The organism is Pseudomonas sp. PF05, assembly GCF_056521845.1.
On sequence record NZ_JBWLPW010000005.1, the window covers coordinates 79,866 to 102,478 of the forward strand.

Consider the following 22,613-nt stretch of genomic DNA (forward strand, 5'->3'; position numbering starts at 1 on the left):
CTTGCCTTGAGCCTGTTTTGGCGGTTTGATCCGAGCAGTCTGCAAGTTCAAGTCGACTTGAGGTCAAGCATGAAAGAGCTGGATATTGGTGAGGTGGCACGACGTTCCGGTCTACCGGCTTCAACGCTGCGCTACTACGAAGAGAAAGGTCTTATCAGTTCAATCGGTCGTCGTGGCCTGATTCGCGTGTTTCGTGCCGATGTACTCCAGCGTTTGTCCTTAATCGCGCTCGGGCAATCGGCAGAGCTTTCACTAGACGATCTCCTCGCCATGCTGGACGCAGAGGGGCAGCCTGACATTGATCGTCAGCGGCTTAACGAAAAGGCAGACGAACTGGACCGCACTATCGAGCGACTCAGCGTCATACGCGACGAGCTTCGTCGAGTAGCGTGCTGCCCTGCTGCTCGTCACATTGAATGCTCAACGTTCCAGAAATTGTTGAACGCTGTCGGGAAGGGGAATATCAAGAGAAAAACCGGAAGGGGGCACCTGCGCAGACGTGGAGTGTGAATGCTTTGGATCGATAACAGCACGCTCCGATAGTCAGCTGTCGGTAAAGACATCGGGACGTCGGGACGCCCCACGGGGACCGGGTAGCAGCGTGGAGATGGGAATCGCCTGAGTCGTTGCGCGTTTGATAGGTCATCGTCATTCTGGAAACGACGATTTTTGAGGAGATTGAAGTGGACATTGACCGTCTGTTAAAAAAGCGGCAACTGAACGTGCAAGAGCAAAATGCTCTTGTGGCCCACAGACTCATGGTAACCGCCAAAGCTTGGTTGGCCAGCGGGATTCCCCTCGCCTTAAAAAACTATGGGGAGTCGAAAGGCATTAGATGGTCAGAAACCGTCGTACTAGATCTTGAAGTCGACTTTCCCGGTATGCCCAGCCTTTATGGTCTTTTACTCACTCACGCAGAGCGGTTCATAGAGTTTGAAATTGATACCGATAACACTCATAGGTACGTGGAATCGGTGAGTCAATGGGAGGATGTTTCTGCTAATCAGGACTACGCGCCCCGCAAGCGCGGCACTGGAAAGGGCTTCGCAGCAATTGCTCTTCAGGTGAGGCGCGAACTCCTATGCGGCTTGTAGGTGTGAATCACAGAAGCTGAGATTCGATTGTTTATCGGAAGCTGCTTTTGCGCCGATTTCTTCCGGCAACTCGTATCCCCTTTGGGTCGGATAGCGACGGTCTGGTATTGACCGTCGCAGTGGATAGTCAGACTTCTGTCTGCTCTGCCATTTCCAAGGCATCATCGACCTCGATGCCCAAGTACCTGACGGTGCTTTCAAGCTTCGTATGCCCCAGCAAGAGTTGAACCGCTCTCAGATTCTTTGTCCTGCGATAGATCAACGATGCCTTTGTTCGCCGTAGCGTGTGAGTACCGTACATGGTTGGGTCAAGTCCAATGGCGGTCACCCACGCTTTGACTATTCGAGCGTACTGTCTGGTGGAGAGATGGTCTGAGTCGTGCAAACGGCTCGGGAACAAAAAATCCTCGCTGCGGAGGTGAGCTTGATGCATCCAGACCTCCAAAACCGTTCGGGTTTGCTCAGTGATTTCAAATTGCACTGGGTGGTGGGTTTTCTGCTGCATCACGATGGCCCGAGACGATACATGTTCCCCATGGGCTATGTCTCGAACTCGCAGCTGGGTTAAGTCACAGGCACGCAGTTTGCTGTCGATAGCCAAGTTGAAGAGCGCCAGATCCCGTGTCTTCTCAGCAAGCTGAAGCCTTACGCGGATGGCCCAGATGTCTCTGACTCGGAGCGGCGCCTTTTGCCCGACGAGCTTTCCTTTGTTCCAAGGCTGAGGGCGATGTTTATCAATTGAGTTCATGGCTTGTCCTCCAGGTTGAGGGAGGACAAGGGTGGTTCAGTCACGTTGCGTTGTGGTCATTATTCGACCCTTTGCAGGCATTCATAACGTTCAAGTTAAGGGGCAGGCTTTAGTCCGTCCTGAGTGAGCGGAGCGAATGGCTTGAACCGCTAGTTAGGCTCTTGCTCCACCGCAACTGGTTTGTGATCACGACACAACTCCCTTTCCGTTTGGTAAAGAAAAGCAATCTGCAAGAAGCCGAACGCAGCGATGCAAAGTGAAACGAGCACTACCATGCATCGATGGTCGACAATAACGGAGTTGCTTTGGCCAATGAATGCTGCGCCGAGACCCGCCGTGCCGGAAACAAAGGCGAAATGTGCGACAGACCAGCGGTAGGTTAGATATCCGCTAAGCGACTGAGGCAGGTCTTCTGAATGCCTCCAGCGAAGAAACTTAGCGTATGGCTTGGCATAGGTAACACCTTCCACAAAAAACAATGCCGGCGCCGACGCCTTCATTTTCCAAGCTATAAAATCGAAAACAACCCACAGAAAGAGTCGGTAGATTGAGAAAGCTGTAAATCCGATAAGAGCCACACACAATGCAGTGGGAACTTGATTGGACAGAGCCCATTGAACGATGGTCCAAGGGTCATTCCGGCTCATCACCAAGAAGGTCGCAATCACAGCGCCACTCAGAAGGTAGCGAATTGCTGCTTCTAGGCTTGAGACCAATGATATAAGTTTGTCCATGCAATCCTCTTGATCCTATCTTTGGAATTAAGGGCACGTATTGGCGCATTCCAAAACGTCGATCCTTGAGTAACTTGTTATGCGCCATATGGCTAATGACGACTACGCACCAATGAAGAGGCCAAAGTCGCTTTCTCCGAGTATGCGAATTTTCTGGCCTTTAGCCATAAGCTCTTCGGCCTTTCTATGCTTAGCGCTCTTTTCTGCGCCAGCCAGCATGCGAATGTCTTGGTCGCCGACAACAAGCAGAGTGGTATGTTTCGTGACGCCAGTTGCGACATCGCAGCCTGCTAACGCTGCAACATTTGCAGCTTCTTGGCGCGGTATTGAAAGTGCTCCGGTGAACACAACCACATTACCGAATAATGGGCCGTCTGGATTGGTGGTGCGAACCTCGGAGGATGATAATGAAGCAGTTGGTCGCAATGCCAAAGAGCACCAATCGGCAGCACTTGAACCAGTTTCCTGAATTGCTCTAAGCAATATTTCACCCGCAGCACGCGCATCCTCTTCTGCGTCGTGATGCTTGAAGCTTATGCCGAAGTGAGCGGCAACATTTGCAAGCCCATAACCAGACTGCGAAAAAATAGGCCAAGTGCGCCTAACAACTCGCGCCGTATCAAGCCACTGGCAATCTAGTGAGGTTGTTGAAGACTTTTCACAGGCCCTACGAATTGCAGTTCTGTCGAATGGCGTATGGCTAGCTAATATTTGATTAGAGAAATTAGCTTTCAGGCGATCATGTACTTCTATCCAATGCGGTGCCGATGTAACCATTTCCTCATTTATGCCATGAACTGAAACGTTGTGAGAATCAAAGTAGTCATTTGGATTAACGAGCGTGCTCCATGACTCTGAGAATTGTCCGTTTGAGAAAACGGCGATGCCAACTTGGCAGATGCTAGCGAGGTCGGGATTGGCGGTTTCAACGTCAATGACTACGAAATCCATGGTGCCTCCTTAGGCGACATGCCATATCGCGTTTCTTGTCGCGATGGCGTGTCGAATAACGTTCCTTGTCGTCCTGTAAGTCCTTGTCTAGCTCAGAGGTGGTCGCGGCATACGCGACATTGCTCAGGGGGAAACGCGACATAGATGACGGCAAGCCCTGCTACCTTCTAGAGTCGGAAGCAGCATCAGTGACCCTACCCATATGCCATCACCGTGTCCACCGTCCACTTTTGGCCGATTGCTGCCGTTGGCGACCGACGGCTTTCGGCCGATTCTGTTGAAAAAGTCGGTTATCCAAAACTGCTTGGCCATTGCCTAGTGAGAACGCCATTTTTGCACGCTGCTGCGTGAAATCTGCGTCTGGAAACCTCTGCCAAAAGTAAAGATTTCAATCTCGGACGCGTACTTTTCTGCCGTGGAAACCATGATCGACTTTTTCAACAGAATCGGCCAAAAGCAGACGCTTAAGCATGCGTCCAGCATGCCGATGTCATGATCCTGCGCAACCGGGTGAGCTTCAGTGGCGACAGGGCTGGAGGGTGTCCGTACCTTCTTCACAATCTGAAGCTGGACATAATAGGACATGCTGGAAATGCCGGTTCCAACATCAGAACGTAACGTCGTGCACGGGTAACCCCAACGCGAAGGATTTTCCGGCTGCGGTCGTATGGTGGTGCATCACCTCGCCAGACCAAGGAGGAGCGAAACTCCCTGGCGCCTTGCCTGATGCTTTCTCGAACCAAGATCACCGCATCAAACTGCTTGCCCTTCGATTTGTGGATCGTCATGACATGTATGCCTCCGGTGTCGTTTCCGTCAGCAAGCAACTGGTCCTGCACCAGTGCGTTATCCAGCCCCTGACGGGCTTTGGTGTAGGCACCAGACGTCATCCACATCTCAGACAAATTCGCACTGATTCGCTTGCCACGATTGAAAGCGATCAAATAGTCGAGGGCTCCCGCGACCTGTATGAACTCAGCAACGCCGGTCCGGTAGAGCAGTGTTTTGATCAGTATCCAATCCCTGCTAGGGTCACCGGTTAGTACAAGGTCAGCAGCACCGCTGATGATTGCTTCAGCGCTCTTCGCGAGATTCGTCTTTGGGGGCTTACCTGCGGCAATATTTGCACTCCACATCAAGTAGGTTGCTGCCTGCTTGAGCGCCGTAGCACTTCCATCCGAACGCCTGATTGAGGCAAGCAATTCGAGGCATGTTGCGATATCAGTTGCACGTCGCTCAGGAAGCTTGGGCTCCAGAAGGAATGCTGCCAATCTGGCCGAAAGCAGAACTGCGGCTTCGTCGAACAACACTTTGTGGGGAATAGGCTTGGCGCCCCCGTTCAAGGCAGCTGAAATTTTGGCGACCCCACTGCCGGTTGTTGAGAGGATGACCAAGTTTTCCAATTTCAGACCATCAGCTTTAGCGCCATTGAAAAATCGACCGAGCGCCACACGTATCCACTGCAGTGGCTCCTTTTTTGGGTCGTATAGCATGCGACCAACACCGGCGTATGGGACGTTTCTCGGCGTTTTCGCCAAGATGTCATTGCCGAACGCAGCGATGTCTGTGCCAGGGCTACGGTTGTTTTCGGAGCCAAGATCTACAAAAACGGGAGCTAAAGCCTCTTTGATACTCTCGATTCGCTCCGGACCTACACCTTCCAAATGGTCAAAAATCTGCTGATCAAGATCAGCCAGGCAAATGATTTGGCAAAGGTCGGCTAGCTTCTGAATGCAGCCCCAAGCCGCATTCCCAGTGTCTTGAGCTTCATCAACAATGATCACAGGGTGAGTGTCTGCTACCAGCTCACGGAGCAACTGACACCTTTCGAGCAGTTCACTTGTTTTCGGGGCAAACCAGTCAAAACAGATTCGTCCATCTTCCGCGAACAACCGCTCCCGCTCGGTTTGCCACGTGAGCCACTCGGCCGTCCCCTGCTCTCCTTTCTTCGGGGCTTTCACACCACCGGACAAGGCCTTTTCATCTTGAGGCAGTAGTATCTTGAGCTTGCCCTTGGGTGAGCCAAGCAGGTAGCCATGGCTTTTGAGCAATGACCAGCAAAAGGAATGAAAGGTCTGAAGACTTAGCTGCGAACGTACCGTCTTATCGACCAGCAAGCTGGACGCCTCTGCAACCCGAGCCACAGCTGCGCGAGAAAAACTGAGGAAGAGTATTGATTGCCCCGGCTGCAACCCAGCAGCAATAATCTTCGTGGCTTTCTGGAGGGCGATAGTGGTTTTCCCGCTGCCAGGCCCTCCGACAATCAGGAGGTGGCCATTTTCATCCAGAATCGTCTGACGCCGCTCACAGATGATCACGGGGCACCTACTAGATCTTCTTCATCCTCTTCATCAGCCGGTCCATCACCAGGCCGAGCGGCAGGAGCAGGTTTTGGAAAGTCGTTATAAACACGCGTCAGGAAGTCGGTGATGCCCGGCGGTAGCTCATGCAGCGCGCAAAGATCCAGCAACCGGGCTGCATATCCATTCCCCTTATTGCTCTTAAGCGCCTTGAGCATATTGTCTTTAATTCCCTTGTCGTCAGGGCGCTCGGCAGGAATGCCAATATTCCCCTGATCACCAGAATCACGGAGTGCGGACAGGAATGTCCATTGGTGCTCGACCGGTGTCTGAGTTACCAGGAGTTGTTCGATGTTTGGGTATGGAATCTCGTTCGGAAAATCGAAGGCGTCAACAAACTTCTGATTTTCCTCGGGCTTGCGTGGCTTGTAGTCATAGAACGCATACGTACGTAGCCCAAGTGCCTTGAAGAAAGCACCGAAATTAGGCAACGAACCGTCGCCCTCGACCGGGAAAATGGTGATGCCTGCTAGATCCAAGGCGAACAGATCCGGGTTGGCCAGCTCCATCTTCTCAGCGACTGCGGTCAGTGCACTGTGCTCAGTGATTCCCTCCGCAATAATCACCCCAGGCCCCAGCATCGCTTCCGCCAAGCCACGGCGCGCATGGCGTTTGTACATCTTGCCTTTTAGCGTCGTGCCGGATGCTACGGTCGTCGACTCCACTGCTGCCTCGCCATTACGCCGTAGTATGATAATTTGTGAGGGGTCGAATCGTTCGATCACATACGGCGAGTGCGAGGTGACAAAACACTGAGTCGTCTCCTCTAAGAGGTACTTCGCAATTCTGCGCTGCGTATGCGGAGGCAGGGCTATCTCAGGCTCTTCCATTGCGAAAATCACGTTATCCTTCTTCACCTCAGCGATGAAAGACAACAGTGCCAGCACAAGCGTGTTCAGTGTACCGGTCCCAACATGCTGGAATGGGACTGGCTTTTGATCCGCTGTGATGGAAATAAAGAACGACATTGTCTTGCGTAGGTGTTCTCTCGTCAGCTGCGAAACGAATAACTGAGTTGTCTTACCAGCTCCACCCACGGAAATGTACTGGGCAAGCCTCTCTTCAATCGAGTCCAGTACGGGTCGAAGGTCAGCGGCATCCGAATCAATCGGAGGATCCAGCTCTCGAAGCCGCTTGATGGACTTTTCCCATAAGCCCGTGCGTACGCCTTGCAACCGGAGGATCAGGTCGAGCAGAGAACCACGCTCAAGACTGAGAGCGCGTGAGCCTGTGCGCAAGGTCCTGAGATATAGGAATCCAAACAGCCGCTTCACTGTTTTCTTTACGCGCTGAAGCTCGCCATCATCGAGGCTGGGGCTGTATGAAAAGAACGTGTCCGCCTCGAACTCATCCTCCTCCGGGTTGTAGAAGGCTTGGGTTTCAATGCGCAGGCATCGAATAACATCGGGAGGAGCGGCGGCATCTACCTCACCAGCCTCCAGCAGGCGTTGCTCTTTGACATGCCACAGCTCCGTGTGAGCGGCGCAGGTGCGCTCAACCTCGCCACTGAGGTCTACCAGCATGACTTCGATCTTGATCTTTACAGGAGTGGCCCCGTCAGCATCCAGGTACGAGGCGTTGTAAAAGTCGAATTCTTGAACCGGGGGAAAGCGGGAAAGCCTGTCGGGGCTTAGAACCAGATCCAAGGCTTCGCAAATGGTACTCTTCCCGACGTTGTTGCCCCCTACCAACAGGGTGTGCCTGTCAAACGTGAGGTCAGCCGACTTCACACCACGAAAATTCTCAATCTTCAGATTGATAACGCGCATTTCCGCAAATCCCTGTGCTGGATGGTCGCTTCAGCTTGGCTCATTCAGCCGACGTTGCCTAGCCACAACTGTGGAAAAATGGCCATCATGAGGTATGGACCAATTCGCCCTGACACTCCTGAGCATGTTCCAAAGGGATAGCGAGTACCCTTGATGACATCATGAATACTTGACTAGCTTAAATATCCGAGCGGCCGCCACAGGTCGAGAGCTGCCGATCTCGAATGATCGCTTTCGGCCGATTCTGTTGAAAAAGTCGATCATGGTTTCCACGGCAGAAAAGTACGCGTCCGAGATTGAAATCTTTACTTTTGGCAGAGGTTTCCAGACGCAGATTTCACGCAGCAGCGTGCAAAAATGGCGTTCTCACTAGGCAATGGCCAAGCAGTTTTGGATAACCGACTTTTTCAACAGAATCGGCCAAAAGCGGACGGCGACGCCGCAACATTTTTTTGCTATTTTCAGCACCGTATCGCCTCCATTCGGGCGAGTATTAGATATGGGACTTGCAATGGATTTGCCGAAAGCAGGCACAACGTACACACAAGAGCGTTTAGGTATTGCCGCTGTCCAGCTTTATGCAGCTCGAAGAAATCAGATTTGGCGCGAAACGGGTACAGGGGACGTGGGAATTGATGGAAATATCGAATTTGTAAACGCTGAAGGATTTGCTACAGGCCGGATAGTGGCGGTGCAAGTAAAATCTGGTCCGTCTTATTTCAAAAATCCGACTTTGCAGGGATGGAAATTTTACCCTGAACGCAAGCATAGAAACTATTGGGAGTCATTTTCACTTCCTGTCTTGCTTGTTCTGCACGATCCGGATACCAATAAAAGCTATTGGGCTGATGCACGGCAAGCACTTAGAAGTACACGTGAAGAAAGTGCTTTTATAGAAGTGCTGTCGTCAAATCATCTAGAAGAAACAGATGCTATTGCAATATTTGAAAATGCCGGCGTTCTAGACCAACCCTTCATCTCGGAAATATCGGAAATTCTTCGATGCTTAATAGCTACTAAATCCAATGAGGGGACATTCCCTTTAAGCTATTTTGACTTATTTGTTCATGGGCTAACCAATATATGTCGCAGCATTTACTACGGCATGGATATGGTTGTCAACTCAGTGGAATACAATCTTGAGGCAGCAAACTCCCCACATGGAATGGGCATGGGGCATCAGGAGCACCAATTTGCATTTGGGTTCGTAAAATTCCTTGTCGCACAAGGGTTAGCTCACATCGACCTATCGGACTGTCTCATCGACTGGGTAGATCGTGATATGCACCCGCACTTTGTTGCTCCGCTCAGCTCGAGAGGCCGTGCCCTAGTTCGTCTGATCCATCAAGAGGAAACCCGCCTCGTCGCTGATGGACAAATGCAAGATGAAGGCAGTCTACACGTTGCTCAAGAAGCTTTCTTTGAGATGGTGCCGGCGTCATATTTTCGGCGCTTCCCACGAATTCGAAGGTTTCAGGAGGCTTTTGGGAGCTAAATAAGCCTCGGCTTTGGGCCTCGCGCTGTGTGAAAACGTGTTAGAGCAGGTTTGACGGTCAGAACCGGAACGGAAATCGCGCGCCTATGAAAATTTTAGGTCTGCTGACTAAGCTAGCGCTGGCAGATTTTACATAGCGACGTAGACTTCAAAGCGATGTCTGCGTTTTCACACAGTCTGGGTCGATTGCAGCCCTTCGCCACAGACAGCAATCGACCCAAAGCTGCCACTGACGGGGCAGCAGCTGTTGTCCAAAGCCGCAGCGTGAGCAGAGCGATATTGGGGTTAGTGCTGCCCATGACTGAGATAAGGAATGATAAGCAAATACGCATGCCTCACTCGTCCATTATCCGAGGACATCACAGCAATCCTTCCCTAGGTTATTTATCGTGCTTTTCGCTATCAATAGGCTCAGTGCTTACGGCTTGCAAGCTATTTGCCGTGGCTTGAGTCCTGTCGTCCAGCGTGACACTCTCCAATACTTTTTGATGTAGGTTTCGATACATTTGGCTAGCTTGCCACCCAGTAATCGTTCTATTCTTTTTTTGTTCTTCGATATAATCGATAGCATTCAGTATGGATGGATCAATTTTCTTTCTTGTTAAATAAGTAGGGAGATTCATAATTACTACTCCCCCCGCCATCAGGTGCCAGATTTTTATCGCTGAGATATTCGCCCAACCCCAGAGCTTTGTCATAGGGGAGATAAGTCCGAGTAGCCCGTCTAACAAAACACCTATTAAAATTCCAATGCTAGTGCCTCTAGGGTTGGACACAAAGAGCACATTAATTGCTTTTCTGAACATTCCTGAAATTTGATCTTGCGTCATACGTAAGCCCCTCCTTTAGCTGAATGCTCTACCTCTTCTCTGATCGCTTCTGGAGACGGTATCACTCTTTTTAGGCCTCCTTCATCATTAAAGTCATCCTTGTTAGAGTGCTTGATGATAAAGTTTACTATCTCCAAGGTCTCAAAAGCATTTGACCCGTAAATTCCTTGCCTGATTCTATACTCAAGTAGCTTATGGTCTATTTGAATTGCAAGCAGTGATAAGCCACTGATTGCAATCGTCCAAACTCCTGATCTGGTCCCTAGAAAAAAATCAAAAGCCAAGCTAATTGTAATTGATATAGTTAACCAAATCTGCGCTACGAAAGCTTGGCGAATTTTTTCGCCTATCATAATCCCTACAATTGTGCTGGCTCGTCTGTTTCCTGGGTCGGAGTGCAGCATTTCAGCTAAAAAAGGAATTAACGATCTGTAAAGGCTGAGACTGAGAAATATTGAGTATTTTTTGTACGCCTTATTTGCCTCGGGGAATGAAAAGTCCATGACCATATCTATAGCTTCAATGTACTTTATAGCCTTGTTTCGAATTCCTTTTTCTTTTAACGAATTTAATAAGGCATCTAGAATTTCCCTGTTGCGCATTGCTTGTAAAAATTTCCAGAATGCGAATGTTATTAATAGGCCTAGACCAATCCATGTAAATATATTTGTCATTCATTCCGCCTGTTCAAATGTGCTTAAAGCGTGCTCTGGAATGGTTGTTCCATCTAGCGTTACAGCACGATGATGGCCCCTGATAATAATTGAGAATCGTACTAGAACTCCAGCCTTGACCTTAGGGTGGTTGCCGGTTTCGTTCTCGATTTATTTCAGGTGCTATCGCAGGCGGCCCGATTCAGAAGGTGGCCAGTGGGAAGTCCGTCCTGGCCAATTCCGTGTAATGACCGGCAGCTCTGGCCGATTGCTGTCGTTCGTTAGCGACCGCAATCGACCAAATTCAGCCAGTGAGCGCCCCTGTCCAGTCGGTCGACAAAAGCTTAAGGGCTTGGGCTGCTCCAACCGAATGGTTCCAATGGCGGCATGCTTAATTCACGAGGAATACCGATGGCCTGACAACGTCCATTGAATGGTCCAAACCGAGTGCTCCTGGAAAGCGCTGCTAGATAAACCATCTTCACGCTTGTTTGGCTTCGAAAATGACAGCGGCCGAGGAAGGCTGCGCAGATTTCGACAATTTTTAATCCCTGAGATCAACCCCAACGACCGGCCGCAGAACTGCTATACAGAGAAATGATGGGCTGCGATAGAAGCAGCGCCCCTCTGTTATCCGCCCCCGCGCAACACTTCTCGCAGCCAACGTCTGAGGAATAGGGAATATGAGTACTTCACTTACACGAAGGAACGTGATAATCGCAGGGGTCGGCGCGATGCTAGCGGCATTTGTTCCGATAGCTAATGCTGAGCCTGTTGGCATGCCTGGCTTCAAAAAGCACGCGAGACAACAACTCACGCCAGTCTGGTGCTGGGCAGCTGTTATTCAGACCCTACTGGACTATCGGGGTATCGAGTGGAGCCAGCCTGAAATCGTCGCAGCCATGAAGGGGCATGTGACCATCGAAACAGCAACCGATGATGAGATGTCAGCATTCCTCAATTCGTGGGGATTCACTCATGGAGGCGTACCTTGGCGATCATCAGCTAAATTTTCTAAGGGATCGCCTTCGCCTGAATTGACTGTTTCCGAGCTGCGAGCCAAGCGTCCTGTCATTCTGAAGTTGCGCCTGTCGCCGACCATGGATCACGTGGTAATCGCTTATGTTGCCAACGTGCTTGCGAGACCCGGACAGCAAGACGAACTGAACAGCGTTTACTACATCGATCCTTTTGACGGCGACATCCATCTGATGACCGGACAGCAGTACGTGTCGAAAGTAGTTGGACACTGGCTTGTCAATATTGAGAGCGCTTGAGACTTCTAAATGTGACACGAGCAGAATTCGGGGTTGCCCCCAAGTTCTGCGTCGGCCGCATAGTTGAACACTTCCCATTGCAGTGAGGCGGTAGCATCAGCGACTACCACTGACGGCGTTTTACACCCAGACGTCGTTAGCTACTCCAACCAATTGAATAGCCTCCTCTTCCGCAGGCTCGGCGAAGATGATGTTCAAGTTACCGTAACCGGAGTGGTCCCCCACCAAGCTCAACTCGAATCGAGCCCCAGACGCATCAGCTTCATAGCTCTTCAAGTAAGTCAGGTTCTTGGCTTCATTGAAAATCACGTCCAACGTGCCGTTGTAACCATTTCCCAGCCGGGTAAAGCCCAAGGCGGACAAGTCGATCGTGTCTTCACCCACGGTGTAGTCAATCAGGCGATCAGTGTGGTTTTCGGTGGCGGTACGGTAGCTGTCGCTCAGTGCGTCGAAGCGGAACACATCGTTGTTGCCGCCACCCGCCAATAGATCCCGGCCCTCTGCGCCAACCAATACATCATCCCCTAGCGCTCCATACAGGCGATCATCGCCCGCGAACCCTTCGATGATTTCGCCGCGAGCGTTGCCTTGTAAATGATCGGCTCCTTCGGTGCCCATCAACCTGGCTTGCTGAAACAGGATATTGGTTTCATTCAGCGTTTGGCCCAAGTTACCGTCGAAGACCACTTCGAAACGTTCCCCATCCGCGTTGGCCTCGAAGCTTTTGAGGTAGGTCCGCGTCCCGCTTTCATTGACGCGTATCGCCAGCGTTCCGTCATGTCCGTTGCCCAGCCCGAGGAAGCCCAGGGAGGAAAGGTCGAGCGTATCGGTGCTGGGGTCGAAGTCAGTGATTCGGTCGCTATGGGCCGCGGTTGCGGTTCGGAAACTGTCTGTGACTGACTGGTAACGGAACGTATCGGCCCCGGCACCGCCCGTCAGCAGGTCACGACCTTGCTGGCCGTCGAGCAGATCGTTACCGGCCCCGCCAAAGATCGCATCATCGAACGAGGCGGTACCGAGCAAGAAGTCAGCATCGTCGCCACCGTCAAGGTGGTAATAGCCGTCGTCGGGATTGCCAAAGCTGTGGTCCAGACTACCGTCGGGGTTCAACTGAACCAAGGCGGCCAGATAGCCGTCCGCGCTCGTACCTTGGCTTCCACCAATCAATAGCTTGCCGTCGGCCCGCACGATCATGTCGGCGACTGCGAACGGAGCGCTTTCCGAGCCCCAACTTACCCGCCCCTGATCCCCGAAATCGGTGTCGAGTGAGCCGTCGGCATTGAGTCGGATGACGCTCGCCACGCCGCCCGAGGCGCCTGCCAGCAGGATTTTGCCGTCATCCTGGATGACGAGGGCGTCTGCGTGAACATCCAGGGCCAGGTTGCCCCCGTTCGCAAAGCTGTTATCCAGCGTACCGTCCGGGTTGAGGCGGGTCAGGGTATCTTGCCCCGTGACCAATACCTTCCCGTCTCCCTGCAGCGAAACGTCGAACGTGCTACTGGGGTGAATGCCGATGGTCGCTGGTAGGTACAGGATCCCAGCCTCTCCAAAAGACGAGACCAAGGCCCCCGTCGCGTCGAAGCGGGCGATATAGATCTCCCCGGAGGGATACCCAGCGCTTGCGAAGAAGCTGCCGTCGCGTTGCACGGAGAACGACGCTTGCTGGCCTAAAGAGTCATTCCAATAGAAAGGCACTGTCACGGTGCCGCCGTTCCCGAAACTCGTATCAAGGCTACCGTCAGCCAAGGTACGACTGATGCCCGACACCCAGGCGTTGTCTACGTTCACGTAGCGCGCCACCAGGTAGCCCCCTCCCGGCTGCACGGCGGCATTGCCGCCGTCCTCGATATCGAGCGCCACAGGGAGCAGGGATTTGCCGTCGCCACTGAAGGTGCGGTCCAGGCTACCGTTGTCATTGAACCGGACCAGGCTGGCGGTGAAGCCTGAATCCTCTTCGCCTCCCAGCCCCAGGCGACTATAAGCGCCAAGCCAGATAGCACCGTCTGGATCGACCGCGATACCTGCGATTTTGTCCGAGCCCCATAAGGTCGTGGCGGCCATACCTGTTTTTTGCGCGGTTGAAGCGACGGGCGAAATGCTCTGGCTCATGTCCAAGCCTCCGATAGATTTGGCGCCAAAAACTATAGACACGGCTCAGTCAGGTTGCCATTTTGCATTCAACGGCCAAGCGACAATCTATATACCTACAAATTGGATCCAATATAGCAAATGAGTATATAACGCAAAAAAATAATAGTGTCATTTATCAAAATGATTATGTTAGTTTCGCTTTGCCTTGCAATGAAATGCGAACGGCATAATCTTTCAAAAAAATGGAGCTTTTTATGAAACTCGATATGTCCAAACTGATCGTATCTCAATCCGCACTGAGCCTGACTGCAATGGTTGCGCTGTCGAGCGTAAACAAATCTATCGGCGAATAAATTTCGACGGTGATTTATTAGAAGGACTGCCATATCGCTATGGCGGTCCTTCTTTTTATGGAGAGCCTGCTTTCAAGGAGAAATCAATTGAGCATCTTAATCACAAATGAAGAGTATCGCCAAGATTCCTACGCATTGCTCAATCAATACAAAGAGTCGATGAGCTACTTGGCGAGCGTGTTTAATGATGACTATCAAAAATCCGACTCTGTGACCAAGCTGTCTTGGAAGTCTTTCGCATTCTACAATAAGTGCATCAAGAGCTTGCAAGCCAACGATGCAGATTCAGGCTTACATTTTTTTCAAGAAGCCAAGCAAAACGAAAGGCATGGATCAGAAGGATTCAGGGTTTCCGGGTTCTCTGAAAACAACCGAAAAGAAGAAATCGACTTGGTTGCCGATGAAGTACGAGAAGAGGCGTCTGGCAAAATCAGTATTGGTTTCATCGGCGCTGATGTTGCTGAGATAGAGAAAACCAAATTAATCGCAGGAATAGAACTTCTCAAGGCCCAATCGTTAGACCTCTACAATGAAGCTGAGATCTTAATAGATGAAATAGTCTTGACTGGTCCTGGTGATGAATACCATGTCAGATCGGCCAGCAGTTACAATTTATTAGGGCTGGTTTTGATATGGGCCGATGAAGTCCATAGCCCCATCTATTACGCACAACAGGTAGTCCATGAGGCCGCCCATTTACGACTGTTTTTAAAAAGCACAGATGACAGGTTTGTTTTGAATCCAGAGAGTGAATTATACACAGCGCCATTCAGGCCTGACGCCCGTCCCATGCTCGGTATATTTCACGCACTTTTCGTACTGGCTAGAATTGCACTCGCAATGTCTGGTTTGGGAAAAATAGCGCCTGGAAAACTGGCAGAGGAAGCGCTTGAGAAAGGGCGGGTGGCTGAGAAGAGATTTTTCGCGACCGCAGCTCAGATCAAGCGGGACGGTGTGTTGACGCCCATGGGACAACAGATTTTCGATGAGTGCTTGGAGGAAATGACCAAAATATCACCTTTTCGTAATGTTTATGATGACATGCTGAAAAGTGGATTCTGAGCAATGAACAGTTTTAAAAAAATCGCCCCACATGATTACGCATTCTTATTGCTAGTGGCGCTGATCTGGGGGGGAAACTTCGCCTTAATTAAAGTAGGGCTTGAACAAATCAAACCCTTCGTGATGACATTCATCAGGTTTTCGCTTTGCGTCTTCCCGTTTGTATTTTTCATGCCAAGACCTAAAATTCCAGCTTATGTACTCGCCGCCTATGGAATATTGTTTGGTGGCGGAATATGGGGGTGCGCCAACATTGCCATCTATACAGGCACCTCTCCCGGCACTGTATCCCTCATCATTCAGCTCAGCGCATTCATTACATTTATCATTGGCCTGATTGCCTTTAAGGAAAGAGCTTCCAACATCAGCATTATCGCCCTCGCGATATCACTCTCTGGCCTTTTCTTGATGCTAATCAAGAACAATCAGGGTTCAGGTCCGTTGGGCGTTGCTATCTGCTTGCTCGCAGCTTTTTGCTTTAGTATGTGTACTTTTATTATTCAAAAATACAAGCCTAAAGACCTGCTACCCTTTATGGTTTGGAGCTTCTTATTTAGCCTTCCAGTTCTATTCGTTCTTGCCTTGTACTTTGAAGGTGCCGAGTCATTCTATAGCCTTAAGGATGCGATAAACTACAAAGTCATAGTGTCGCTGATCTCACAGTCTTACGTGACGACTCTGCTGGGGTACTGGATATGGAACTACAACATAAGAAAGTATTCCGGCTCCACCGTGGCCCCCATTGGCTTGCTGGTTCCGTTTTTCGCCATCATCATTTCCTACTTGTTCTTTAGCTATCCGATAAATGGAACAGTCATTCTATCGATAGGCTTGGTTTTCTGCGGCGTGATTTTGTTCAACCTACGACACAGCATTGAGCAGTTGTCTAACAAGACCGCCATACAAAGATGACACGACCTTGCTCAGATTTAAAATTTGCCGCAGGAACGCATGCACCACTTCAATGCCGTCTCGGCCAAACCGCCCAAAAAAAGTGCGTTTCGCTAGTCATTTTGGAGCACGCTTTTTGCCCGTTGATTTAGTTGCAAACTTTAACTTTCAAAGCGTCTTAAACACGGGGTTGGAGCGTGCACAAAAACGGTACGGCCTGCACTTATCACGGCCCAAGCGGTAGTTTTCACTTCCGTCATGCCGAAACGCTTACGATAGGGAAATCTTCATGAAGAATTTTTCAAAAGAATTAGCTATTTTTTTAGTCTGCTCAACGGCTTACCGCCTATGTTCCGGGGCATTGGTGGTCTCCCTGACGTGGACCATCCTCAACCAGAACGAAGGTGGTTATTTACCTTTGGCATTGGCGATTTTTTGCTCCTTCATTCCGGCCTTCATCACGCCGGTGATTATCAAGCGGCTGTCGGCGCGAATGAACGGACGAAAAATGAGCAGCTGGTTTACGTTTTGTCTGGCCGGTCTCAGCCTGGTGGTAGGGGCAAGCCGAGACATCACCATCGCTCTACTAGCCGCCAACCTCTTTGTCTGGCTGGTTTTCATGCTGCTCGAAGCCAGCTTGGACATGTGGTTCACCCAGGTTCAGCGTGGTATGGATGAAGCCTCTGTCAGACGAATCAGTGGTGCAACCACTGCAACCGGTCAAGCGGCCCTGATGATTGGTCCGTTGTTGGCAGCCGGCTTGATGCCGATCCTGCCGGGTATGGGGTTCTTCATTTTTCTGGGCGCTGGATTCCTGCTGGTATCAGCGATTTGTTACATCCGCCAGGGTCTCTCGGTGGTGGCACAAGAGGCTAGCGAGACAGTTGCGCCAGCCAAGCTTCCACTCACCCTGTTTGTGCCAATGGTACTGATCTGGCCAATCCTCGGTGCCTTCAACTTCATGCTTCCCGTGTATGTGTCGAGCCATGGCTGGGCGCTATTTGAGCTTGGTGTGCTGGACGCAGTGTTCGGCATGGGGATGGCGTTGGTGGGAGTGCTGATCATTCTGAGTAATACCGGTCGCAATCTATCGGTATTTCTCTCGGGGCTGATCGGGCTGGCCATCATTTCCGCAGCGGTATGGTTTATGGTGCCAGATACCCTGGTGCTCAAGGCGCTGAGCCTGCTGATCCTTGGCATGGCCTTTGGCGGTGCGCGGGTGCATATCCGAGCAGCCATTGCCTACCGCTACAGCGAGGCTGCCGTTGGTGCGTGTGTTAGCCGGGCGAATGCCCTCGCAACACCGGTCTTGCTGTTAATCCTCAGCCTGCAGCTGGCATTGATCGAGAGCGCGTGGCTGATACCGTTTCTGATGATTACCTTGTCCATTGTTCTATTGCTGCAGACATCGGCGACTCGCTTTGCCCAAGGACACACGAGCCCGGTAACAGCAGGTGCCTGATAGTCCTTATCCGGGGGCAACATAACCCCCGATTGGGGCAGGTCTGTCGACAATGGGTTTGGCTGGTCTACCGCCATCGCGAGCAAGCTTTGCTCCCACAGATTTGCGCTGTCTGAGCTTTTAGCGGATTGGCAGTGGATTGGGGAGGGCTTTTTTGTGAGTGCTGCGCACTGGAGCGCCAGCCCGGTCAAGCGGGAGCAACCCCAGATCAAACAAACCCCAACAAGCGGGTCTGACCTGCCACAACGCAGCCGACCGCCCCCGCCACCACCAGCGCCACCCCTAGCCACTTGCGCAGCAGATACGGCTTGAGAAACCGATCGAGCAGAAAGGACAGCGCCAGGGCAATGATCATTTGGGTAATTTCGGACATGTGTGTTTCCAGTCAGGTCTTGATGATCAGTGTCGAGAGGGCGTTCAGCCGCAAACCTGTGGGAGCAAAGCTTGCTCGCGATTGGGGCAGGTCAGTCGACAACTGGTTTGGCTGGTCTACCGCTATCGCGAGCAAGCTTTGCTCCCACAGATTTTGCGCCGGCTGAGCTTTTGGCGGATTGGCAGTGGATTGGGGGGTGGGCTTTTTTTGTGAGGCTTCGCACTGGAGCGCCAGCCCGGTCAAGCGGGAGCAAGCTCCCTCGCTACAGGTGCATGGCGTTCAGGGCTGGCGATCCAGTTTTTTGAGGAACACGGTCATTTCTTTTTCGGCCTGTTTGTCGCCGTGGGCGCGGGCGGCTTCAAGGCCTTGTTCCCAGGCTTGGCGGGCTGCCGGTAGGTCGCCTTGGCCTTGGTGGGCCTTGCCCAGTAGTTTCCAGGCTGCTGAGTATTTGGGGTCGAGTTCGACGCAGCGTTGGAAGTGTTCGGCGGCGCGGGGGAATTCGCCGAGGTCGAGGTAGCCCTTGCCCAGGCCGAAGCGCAGCAGGGCGTTATCCACACCCTTGGCGAGCATTTTTTCCAGGGAATCGAGCATCTTTAAGTCTCCTGTGTTCTGTTCCTGTGGCGAGGGGATTTATCCCCGTTGGGCTGCGCAGCGGCCCTAAAGCAGTTAACTCAATCTTCTTGGCACACCGAGTTGCCTGGTTTTGGGGGCTGCTGCGCAACCCAGCGGGGATAAATCCCCTCGCCACAGGGTTGTTTTCTAGTCAGAAGAAACTCAACCCCACATGGAACAGCTTCTCGACATCGCGAATGTGCTTCTTGTCCACCAGGAACAGAATCACATGGTCGCCGGTCTGGATGGTGGTGTCGTCGTGGGCGATCAGTACTTCTTCGTCGCGGATGATCGCGCCGATGGTGGTGCCCGGCGGCAGGCCGATGTCGCGGATGGCCTTGCCGATGACTTTGCTGGACTTGGCATCGCCATGGGCAATGGCCTCGATGGCTTCGGCCGCGCCGCGGCGCAGGGAGTGGACGCTGACGATGTCGCCGCGGCGCACGTGGGCCAGCAAGGTGCCGATGGTTGCCAGTTGCGGGCTGATGGCGATGTCGATGTCGCCGCCCTGGATCAGGTCGACGTAGGCCGGGTTGTTGATGATGGTCATGACCTTCTTCGCCCCCAGGCGCTTGGCCAATAGCGACGACATGATGTTGGCTTCGTCGTCGTTGGTCAGGGCCAGGAAGATGTCGGCATCGGCGATGTTTTCTTCCAACAGCAGGTCGCGGTCCGAGGCGCTGCCCTGCAGCACCACGGTGCTGTCGAGGGTGTCGGAGAGGTAGCGGCAGCGCGCCGGGTTCATCTCGATGATCTTGACCTGGTAGCGGCTTTCGATGGCTTCGGCCAGGCGTTCGCCGATCTGCCCGCCACCGGCGATGACGATGCGCTTGTAGTTCTCGTCCAGGCGGCGCATTTCGCTCATGACCGCGCGAATGTTCGCCTTGGCGGCGATGAAAAATACTTCGTCGTCGGCTTCGATCACCGTGTCGCCCTGGGGCAGGATCGGCCGGTCACGGCGGAAAATCGCTGCGACCCGGGTGTCCACATTCGGCATGTGCTCGCGCAACTGGCGCAGTTGCTGGCCCACCAGCGGCCCGCCGTAGTAGGCCTTGACCGCCACCAGTTGCGCCTTGCCTTCGGCAAAGTCGATTACCTGCAAGGCGCCGGGGTGTTGGATCAAGCGCTTGATGTAGTTGGTCACCACCTGCTCGGGGCTGATCAGCACATCCACCGGGATCGCTTCGTTGTCGAACAGGTCGGCGCGGGTCAGGTAGGACGCTTCGCGCACACGGGCGATCTTGGTCGGGGTATGAAACAACGTGTGGGCGACCTGGCAGGCGACCATGTTGGTTTCATCGCTGTTGGTCACGGCCACGAGCATGTCGGCATCGTCGGCGCCGGCCTGGCGCAGCACCGTCGGCAACGACCCGCGACCTTGCACGGTGCGGATGTCGAGGCGGTCGCCCAAGTCGCGCAAGCGTTCGCCGTCGGTGTCGACCACGGTGATGTCGTTGGCCTCGCTGGCCAGATGTTCCGCCAGCGAACCGCCGACTTGTCCTGCGCCGAGGATGATGATTTTCATCCAGTCACTCCTATCGAATCGGTCTTAACCGCGTGCAGCGGCGATCTTGATCAGCTTGGCGTAATAGAACCCGTCGTGACCACCTTCCTGGGCCAGCAACTGGCGGCCATGGGGCTGTTTCAGGCCGGCCTGGCTGGCAATGTCCAGTTCCCGCGCCCCTGGGGTGCGGGCGAGGAAGGCGTCGATCACTTCGGTGTTCTCGGTCGGCAAGGTCGAGCAGGTGGCGTAGAGCAGCATGCCACCGACTTCCAGGGTCGGCCACAGGGCATCGAGCAGTTCGCCCTGCAACACGGCCAGTGCCGCAATGTCGTCCGGCTGGCGGGTGAGCTTGATGTCCGGATGCCGGCGGATCACGCCGGTGGCCGAGCATGGGGCATCAAGGAGGATGCGCTGGAACGGCTTGCCGTCCCACCAGGTTGCAGTGTCGCGGCCATCGGCGGCGATCAGCTCGGCCTCCAGGCCCAGGCGCTCGAGGTTTTCCTTCACGCGCACCAGGCGCTTGGCTTCCAGGTCCACCGCCACCACGCCGGCCAGCTTCGGCTCGGCCTCGAGAATATGGCAGGTCTTGCCACCCGGCGCGCAGCAGGCGTCCAGCACCCGTTGGCCGGGCGCCAGCTCCAGCAGGTCGGCGGCCAATTGGGCGGCTTCGTCCTGGACGCTGATCCAGCCCTCGGCAAAGCCCGGCAAGGCGCGCACATCGCCCGGGGTTTCCAGGACGATGCCGTCGCGGCTGTACTGGCACGGAACGGCCGGGATGCCCGCCTCGCCGAGCAACGCCAGGTAGGCGTCGCGGCTATGGTGGCGACGGTTGACCCGCAGGATCATCGGCGGATGAGCATTGTTGGCCGCACAGATGGCTTCCCATTGCTCGGGCCAGAACGCCTTTAGGGATTTCTGCAACCAGCGCGGGTGAGCGGTACGCACCACCGGGTCATGTTCCAGCTCGGCCAGCAGGGCTTCGCTTTCCCGCTGGGCGCGGCGCAACACGGCGTTGAGCAGGGCCTTGGCCCAAGGCTTTTTCAGCTTGTCGGCGCAGCCCACGGTTTCGCCGATGGCGGCGTGGGCCGGGACGCGGGTGTAGAGCAGTTGATAGAGCCCCACCAGCAGCAGCGCCTCGACGTCGGCATCGGCGGCCTTGAACGGTTTCTGCAACAGCTTGGCCGCCAGGGCCGACAGCCGCGGCTGCCAACGGGCGGTGCCGAACGCCAGGTCCTGGGTGAAACCGCGATCACGGTCTTCCACCTTGTCCAGTTGGGTCGGCAGGGAGCTGTTGAGGGAAGCTTTCCCGCTGAGGACGGCGGCAAGTGCCTTGGCGGCGGCCAGACGCGGGTTCATGAGGCGTCCGTCGCTTGGCCGAGATGGGTGCCGACGGCAAATTTCTCGCGGCGGCTGTTGAACAGGTCGCTGAAGTTCAGCGCCTTGCCACCGGGCAGTTGCAGACGGGTCAGACACAAAGCCTGTTCGCCGCAAGCGACAACAAGACCGTCCTTGCTGGCGCTGAGGATTTCACCCGGTGCGCCCTTCCCTTCGGCGTAACTGGCCGCCAGCACTTTCAGGGCTTCGCCGTTCAAGGTGCTGTGGCAGATCGGCCAAGGGTTGAAGGCCCGCACCAGGCGCTCCAGCTCAACGGCTGGGCGGCTCCAGTCGATACGGGCTTCGTCCTTGTTCAGTTTGTGTGCGTAGGTGGCGAGGCTGTCGTCCTGCACTTCGCCTTCCAGCGTGCCGGCGGCCAGGCCGGCAATCGCCTGGATCACCGCTGGCGGGCCGATGAGCGCGAGGCGGTCGTGCAGGCTGCCGCCGGTGTCGTCGGCGCTGATGGGGGTGCTGGCCTTGAGCAGCATCGGCCCGGTGTCCAGGCCAGCTTCCATGCGCATTACGGTCACGCCGCTCTCGGCATCGCCGGCTTCCACGGCGCGCTGGATCGGCGCCGCACCGCGCCAGCGGGGCAGCAGCGAGGCGTGGCTGTTGATGCAACCCAGGCGCGGGATATCCAGCACCACTTGGGGCAGGATCAGGCCGTAGGCGACCACCACCATCAAGTCTGGCTTGAGCGCCGCCAGTTCGGCCTGGGCTTGCGCGTCGCGCAGGGTCGGCGGCTGCAACACCTCGATGCCGTGCTCCAGGGCCAGTTGCTTGACCGGGCTGGGCATCAGTTTTTGCCCGCGGCCGGCCGGCCGGTCAGGTTGGGTGTAGACCGCGACGATTTCGTGGGGGCTGGCCAGCAGGGCCTTGAGGTGTTCGGCGGCAAATTCGGGAGTGCCGGCAAAGACGATGCGCAGTGGCTCAGTCATGGGTAGCTCTCAATTACAAAGCAGTCGCAAAAAGAAAAAGGC

At 53.8% G+C, this 22,613-nt stretch carries 21 protein-coding genes; 7 read left to right on the top strand and 14 right to left on the bottom strand.

What is annotated here, in order from left to right; all coding sequences use genetic code 11:
• Window positions 1-69: 69 nt before the first annotated feature.
• Window positions 70-510, top strand: coding sequence for a helix-turn-helix domain-containing protein (locus AC09SL_RS10900; RefSeq protein ID WP_058542487.1), 441 nt, complete (start codon window positions 70-72; stop codon window positions 508-510).
• Between the two features lie 173 nt (window positions 511-683).
• Window positions 684-1,094: a hypothetical protein gene (locus tag AC09SL_RS10905; RefSeq protein WP_058542473.1), complete on the top strand. Its 411-nt coding sequence runs from the start codon at window positions 684-686 to the stop codon at window positions 1,092-1,094.
• Window positions 1,095-1,221: 127 nt separating this feature from the next.
• Here AC09SL_RS10905 and AC09SL_RS10910 read toward each other — a convergent pair whose 3' ends face one another.
• The 6 genes from AC09SL_RS10910 to AC09SL_RS10935 all read right to left on the bottom strand — a co-directional run bounded on the left by AC09SL_RS10910 (window position 1,222) and on the right by AC09SL_RS10935 (window position 7,656).
• Entirely contained in the window at window positions 1,222-1,842 is a 621-nt protein-coding gene (locus AC09SL_RS10910; RefSeq protein ID WP_058542474.1) for a tyrosine-type recombinase/integrase, read from the bottom strand.
• A gap of 149 nt (window positions 1,843-1,991) precedes the next feature.
• The gene (locus AC09SL_RS10915) at window positions 1,992-2,576 is read right to left on the bottom strand and encodes a hypothetical protein (protein ID WP_058542475.1); all 585 of its coding nucleotides are present in this window, start codon (window positions 2,574-2,576) and stop codon (window positions 1,992-1,994) included.
• 102 nt (window positions 2,577-2,678) lie between these two features.
• Window positions 2,679-3,527: an exonuclease domain-containing protein gene (locus AC09SL_RS10920; RefSeq protein ID WP_058542476.1), complete on the bottom strand. Its 849-nt coding sequence runs from the start codon at window positions 3,525-3,527 to the stop codon at window positions 2,679-2,681.
• Window positions 3,528-3,842: 315 nt separating this feature from the next.
• Window positions 3,843-4,112: a hypothetical protein gene (locus tag AC09SL_RS10925; RefSeq protein WP_058542477.1), complete on the bottom strand. Its 270-nt coding sequence runs from the start codon at window positions 4,110-4,112 to the stop codon at window positions 3,843-3,845.
• A complete protein-coding gene (locus tag AC09SL_RS10930; protein ID WP_058542478.1) occupies window positions 4,082-5,845 on the bottom strand; it encodes a UvrD-helicase domain-containing protein in 1,764 nt (587 codons plus the stop codon). The genes AC09SL_RS10925 and AC09SL_RS10930 overlap by 31 nt, the downstream gene beginning before the upstream one ends.
• Window positions 5,842-7,656 (bottom strand): ATP-dependent nuclease, encoded by a 1,815-nt coding sequence (locus AC09SL_RS10935; RefSeq protein ID WP_058542479.1) that lies wholly within the window; start codon window positions 7,654-7,656, stop codon window positions 5,842-5,844. The genes AC09SL_RS10930 and AC09SL_RS10935 overlap by 4 nt, the downstream gene beginning before the upstream one ends.
• Before the next feature lie 376 nt (window positions 7,657-8,032).
• Between AC09SL_RS10935 and AC09SL_RS10940 the strand changes: the two genes are divergently transcribed.
• Window positions 8,033-9,151: a DUF4365 domain-containing protein gene (locus AC09SL_RS10940; RefSeq protein ID WP_196764454.1), complete on the top strand. Its 1,119-nt coding sequence runs from the start codon at window positions 8,033-8,035 to the stop codon at window positions 9,149-9,151.
• A 380-nt stretch (window positions 9,152-9,531) separates the two neighbouring features.
• Here the strand turns inward: AC09SL_RS10940 and AC09SL_RS10945 are convergent, their stop codons facing one another.
• Window positions 9,532-9,981 carry a hypothetical protein gene (locus AC09SL_RS10945; RefSeq protein WP_058542480.1) on the bottom strand — a complete coding sequence of 150 codons (450 nt, stop codon included), beginning with the start codon at window positions 9,979-9,981 and terminating at the stop codon, window positions 9,532-9,534.
• Window positions 9,978-10,655 (bottom strand): hypothetical protein, encoded by a 678-nt coding sequence (locus tag AC09SL_RS10950; protein WP_058542481.1) that lies wholly within the window; start codon window positions 10,653-10,655, stop codon window positions 9,978-9,980. Before AC09SL_RS10950 ends, AC09SL_RS10945 begins: the two co-directional genes overlap by 4 nt.
• 662 nt (window positions 10,656-11,317) lie before the next feature.
• Here AC09SL_RS10950 and AC09SL_RS10955 point away from each other — a divergent pair.
• Complete coding sequence (locus AC09SL_RS10955) at window positions 11,318-11,911, top strand: papain-like cysteine protease family protein (protein ID WP_081264421.1); 594 nt, start codon at window positions 11,318-11,320, stop codon at window positions 11,909-11,911.
• A 120-nt stretch (window positions 11,912-12,031) separates the two neighbouring features.
• Here AC09SL_RS10955 and AC09SL_RS10960 read toward each other — a convergent pair whose 3' ends face one another.
• Window positions 12,032-14,020: a M10 family metallopeptidase C-terminal domain-containing protein gene (locus AC09SL_RS10960; protein WP_058542483.1), complete on the bottom strand. Its 1,989-nt coding sequence runs from the start codon at window positions 14,018-14,020 to the stop codon at window positions 12,032-12,034.
• Between the two features lie 422 nt (window positions 14,021-14,442).
• On the opposite strand from AC09SL_RS10960, the gene AC09SL_RS10965 reads away from it, so the two are divergent.
• From AC09SL_RS10965 to AC09SL_RS10975, 3 genes are all read left to right on the top strand, one after another.
• The gene (locus AC09SL_RS10965; RefSeq protein ID WP_196764455.1) at window positions 14,443-15,417 is read left to right on the top strand and encodes an aKG-HExxH-type peptide beta-hydroxylase; all 975 of its coding nucleotides are present in this window, start codon (window positions 14,443-14,445) and stop codon (window positions 15,415-15,417) included.
• 3 nt (window positions 15,418-15,420) lie between these two features.
• Entirely contained in the window at window positions 15,421-16,329 is a 909-nt protein-coding gene (locus AC09SL_RS10970; RefSeq protein ID WP_058542485.1) for a DMT family transporter, read from the top strand.
• 268 nt (window positions 16,330-16,597) lie between these two features.
• Window positions 16,598-17,770, top strand: coding sequence for an MFS transporter (locus AC09SL_RS10975; protein ID WP_058542486.1), 1,173 nt, complete (start codon window positions 16,598-16,600; stop codon window positions 17,768-17,770).
• A 208-nt stretch (window positions 17,771-17,978) separates the two neighbouring features.
• Here the strand turns inward: AC09SL_RS10975 and AC09SL_RS10980 are convergent, their stop codons facing one another.
• From AC09SL_RS10980 to fmt, 5 genes are all read right to left on the bottom strand, one after another.
• Complete coding sequence (locus AC09SL_RS10980; protein ID WP_153387442.1) at window positions 17,979-18,143, bottom strand: hypothetical protein; 165 nt, start codon at window positions 18,141-18,143, stop codon at window positions 17,979-17,981.
• Window positions 18,144-18,422: 279 nt separating this feature from the next.
• Window positions 18,423-18,734, bottom strand: coding sequence for a tetratricopeptide repeat protein (locus AC09SL_RS10985; protein ID WP_058543071.1), 312 nt, complete (start codon window positions 18,732-18,734; stop codon window positions 18,423-18,425).
• Between the two features lie 172 nt (window positions 18,735-18,906).
• Window positions 18,907-20,280, bottom strand: coding sequence for a Trk system potassium transporter TrkA (gene trkA / locus AC09SL_RS10990; RefSeq protein ID WP_058543072.1), 1,374 nt, complete (start codon window positions 20,278-20,280; stop codon window positions 18,907-18,909).
• Window positions 20,281-20,304: 24 nt separating this feature from the next.
• On the bottom strand, window positions 20,305-21,615 hold the full coding sequence (gene rsmB, locus AC09SL_RS10995; RefSeq protein ID WP_058543073.1) for a 16S rRNA (cytosine(967)-C(5))-methyltransferase RsmB: 1,311 nt from the start codon (window positions 21,613-21,615) through the stop codon (window positions 20,305-20,307).
• Window positions 21,612-22,571 carry a methionyl-tRNA formyltransferase gene (fmt, locus tag AC09SL_RS11000; RefSeq protein ID WP_058543074.1) on the bottom strand — a complete coding sequence of 320 codons (960 nt, stop codon included), beginning with the start codon at window positions 22,569-22,571 and terminating at the stop codon, window positions 21,612-21,614. The genes rsmB and fmt overlap by 4 nt, the downstream gene beginning before the upstream one ends.
• Window positions 22,572-22,613 lie beyond the last annotated feature (42 nt).

What these genes read in the sequence shown, in the direction of transcription:
- AC09SL_RS10900 (WP_058542487.1), top strand. Translation starts at nt 70, where the DNA reads ATGAAAGAGCTGGATATTGGTGAGGTGGCACGACGTTCCGGTCTACCG.
- AC09SL_RS10915 (WP_058542475.1), bottom strand. Translation starts at nt 2,576, where the DNA reads ATGGACAAACTTATATCATTGGTCTCAAGCCTAGAAGCAGCAATTCGC.
- AC09SL_RS10935 (WP_058542479.1), bottom strand. Translation starts at nt 7,656, where the DNA reads ATGCGCGTTATCAATCTGAAGATTGAGAATTTTCGTGGTGTGAAGTCG.
- AC09SL_RS10925 (WP_058542477.1), bottom strand. Translation starts at nt 4,112, where the DNA reads ATGTCCTATTATGTCCAGCTTCAGATTGTGAAGAAGGTACGGACACCC.
- AC09SL_RS10920 (WP_058542476.1), bottom strand. Translation starts at nt 3,527, where the DNA reads ATGGATTTCGTAGTCATTGACGTTGAAACCGCCAATCCCGACCTCGCT.
- AC09SL_RS10910 (WP_058542474.1), bottom strand. Translation starts at nt 1,842, where the DNA reads ATGAACTCAATTGATAAACATCGCCCTCAGCCTTGGAACAAAGGAAAG.
- AC09SL_RS10945 (WP_058542480.1), bottom strand. Translation starts at nt 9,981, where the DNA reads ATGACGCAAGATCAAATTTCAGGAATGTTCAGAAAAGCAATTAATGTG.
- fmt (WP_058543074.1), bottom strand. Translation starts at nt 22,571, where the DNA reads ATGACTGAGCCACTGCGCATCGTCTTTGCCGGCACTCCCGAATTTGCC.
- AC09SL_RS10980 (WP_153387442.1), bottom strand. Translation starts at nt 18,143, where the DNA reads ATGTCCGAAATTACCCAAATGATCATTGCCCTGGCGCTGTCCTTTCTG.
- AC09SL_RS10985 (WP_058543071.1), bottom strand. Translation starts at nt 18,734, where the DNA reads ATGCTCGATTCCCTGGAAAAAATGCTCGCCAAGGGTGTGGATAACGCC.
- AC09SL_RS10970 (WP_058542485.1), top strand. Translation starts at nt 15,421, where the DNA reads ATGAACAGTTTTAAAAAAATCGCCCCACATGATTACGCATTCTTATTG.
- AC09SL_RS10975 (WP_058542486.1), top strand. Translation starts at nt 16,598, where the DNA reads ATGAAGAATTTTTCAAAAGAATTAGCTATTTTTTTAGTCTGCTCAACG.
- AC09SL_RS10950 (WP_058542481.1), bottom strand. Translation starts at nt 10,655, where the DNA reads ATGACAAATATATTTACATGGATTGGTCTAGGCCTATTAATAACATTC.
- rsmB (WP_058543073.1), bottom strand. Translation starts at nt 21,615, where the DNA reads ATGAACCCGCGTCTGGCCGCCGCCAAGGCACTTGCCGCCGTCCTCAGC.
- trkA (WP_058543072.1), bottom strand. Translation starts at nt 20,280, where the DNA reads ATGAAAATCATCATCCTCGGCGCAGGACAAGTCGGCGGTTCGCTGGCG.
- AC09SL_RS10940 (WP_196764454.1), top strand. Translation starts at nt 8,033, where the DNA reads ATGGCCAAGCAGTTTTGGATAACCGACTTTTTCAACAGAATCGGCCAA.
- AC09SL_RS10955 (WP_081264421.1), top strand. Translation starts at nt 11,318, where the DNA reads ATGAGTACTTCACTTACACGAAGGAACGTGATAATCGCAGGGGTCGGC.
- AC09SL_RS10960 (WP_058542483.1), bottom strand. Translation starts at nt 14,020, where the DNA reads ATGAGCCAGAGCATTTCGCCCGTCGCTTCAACCGCGCAAAAAACAGGT.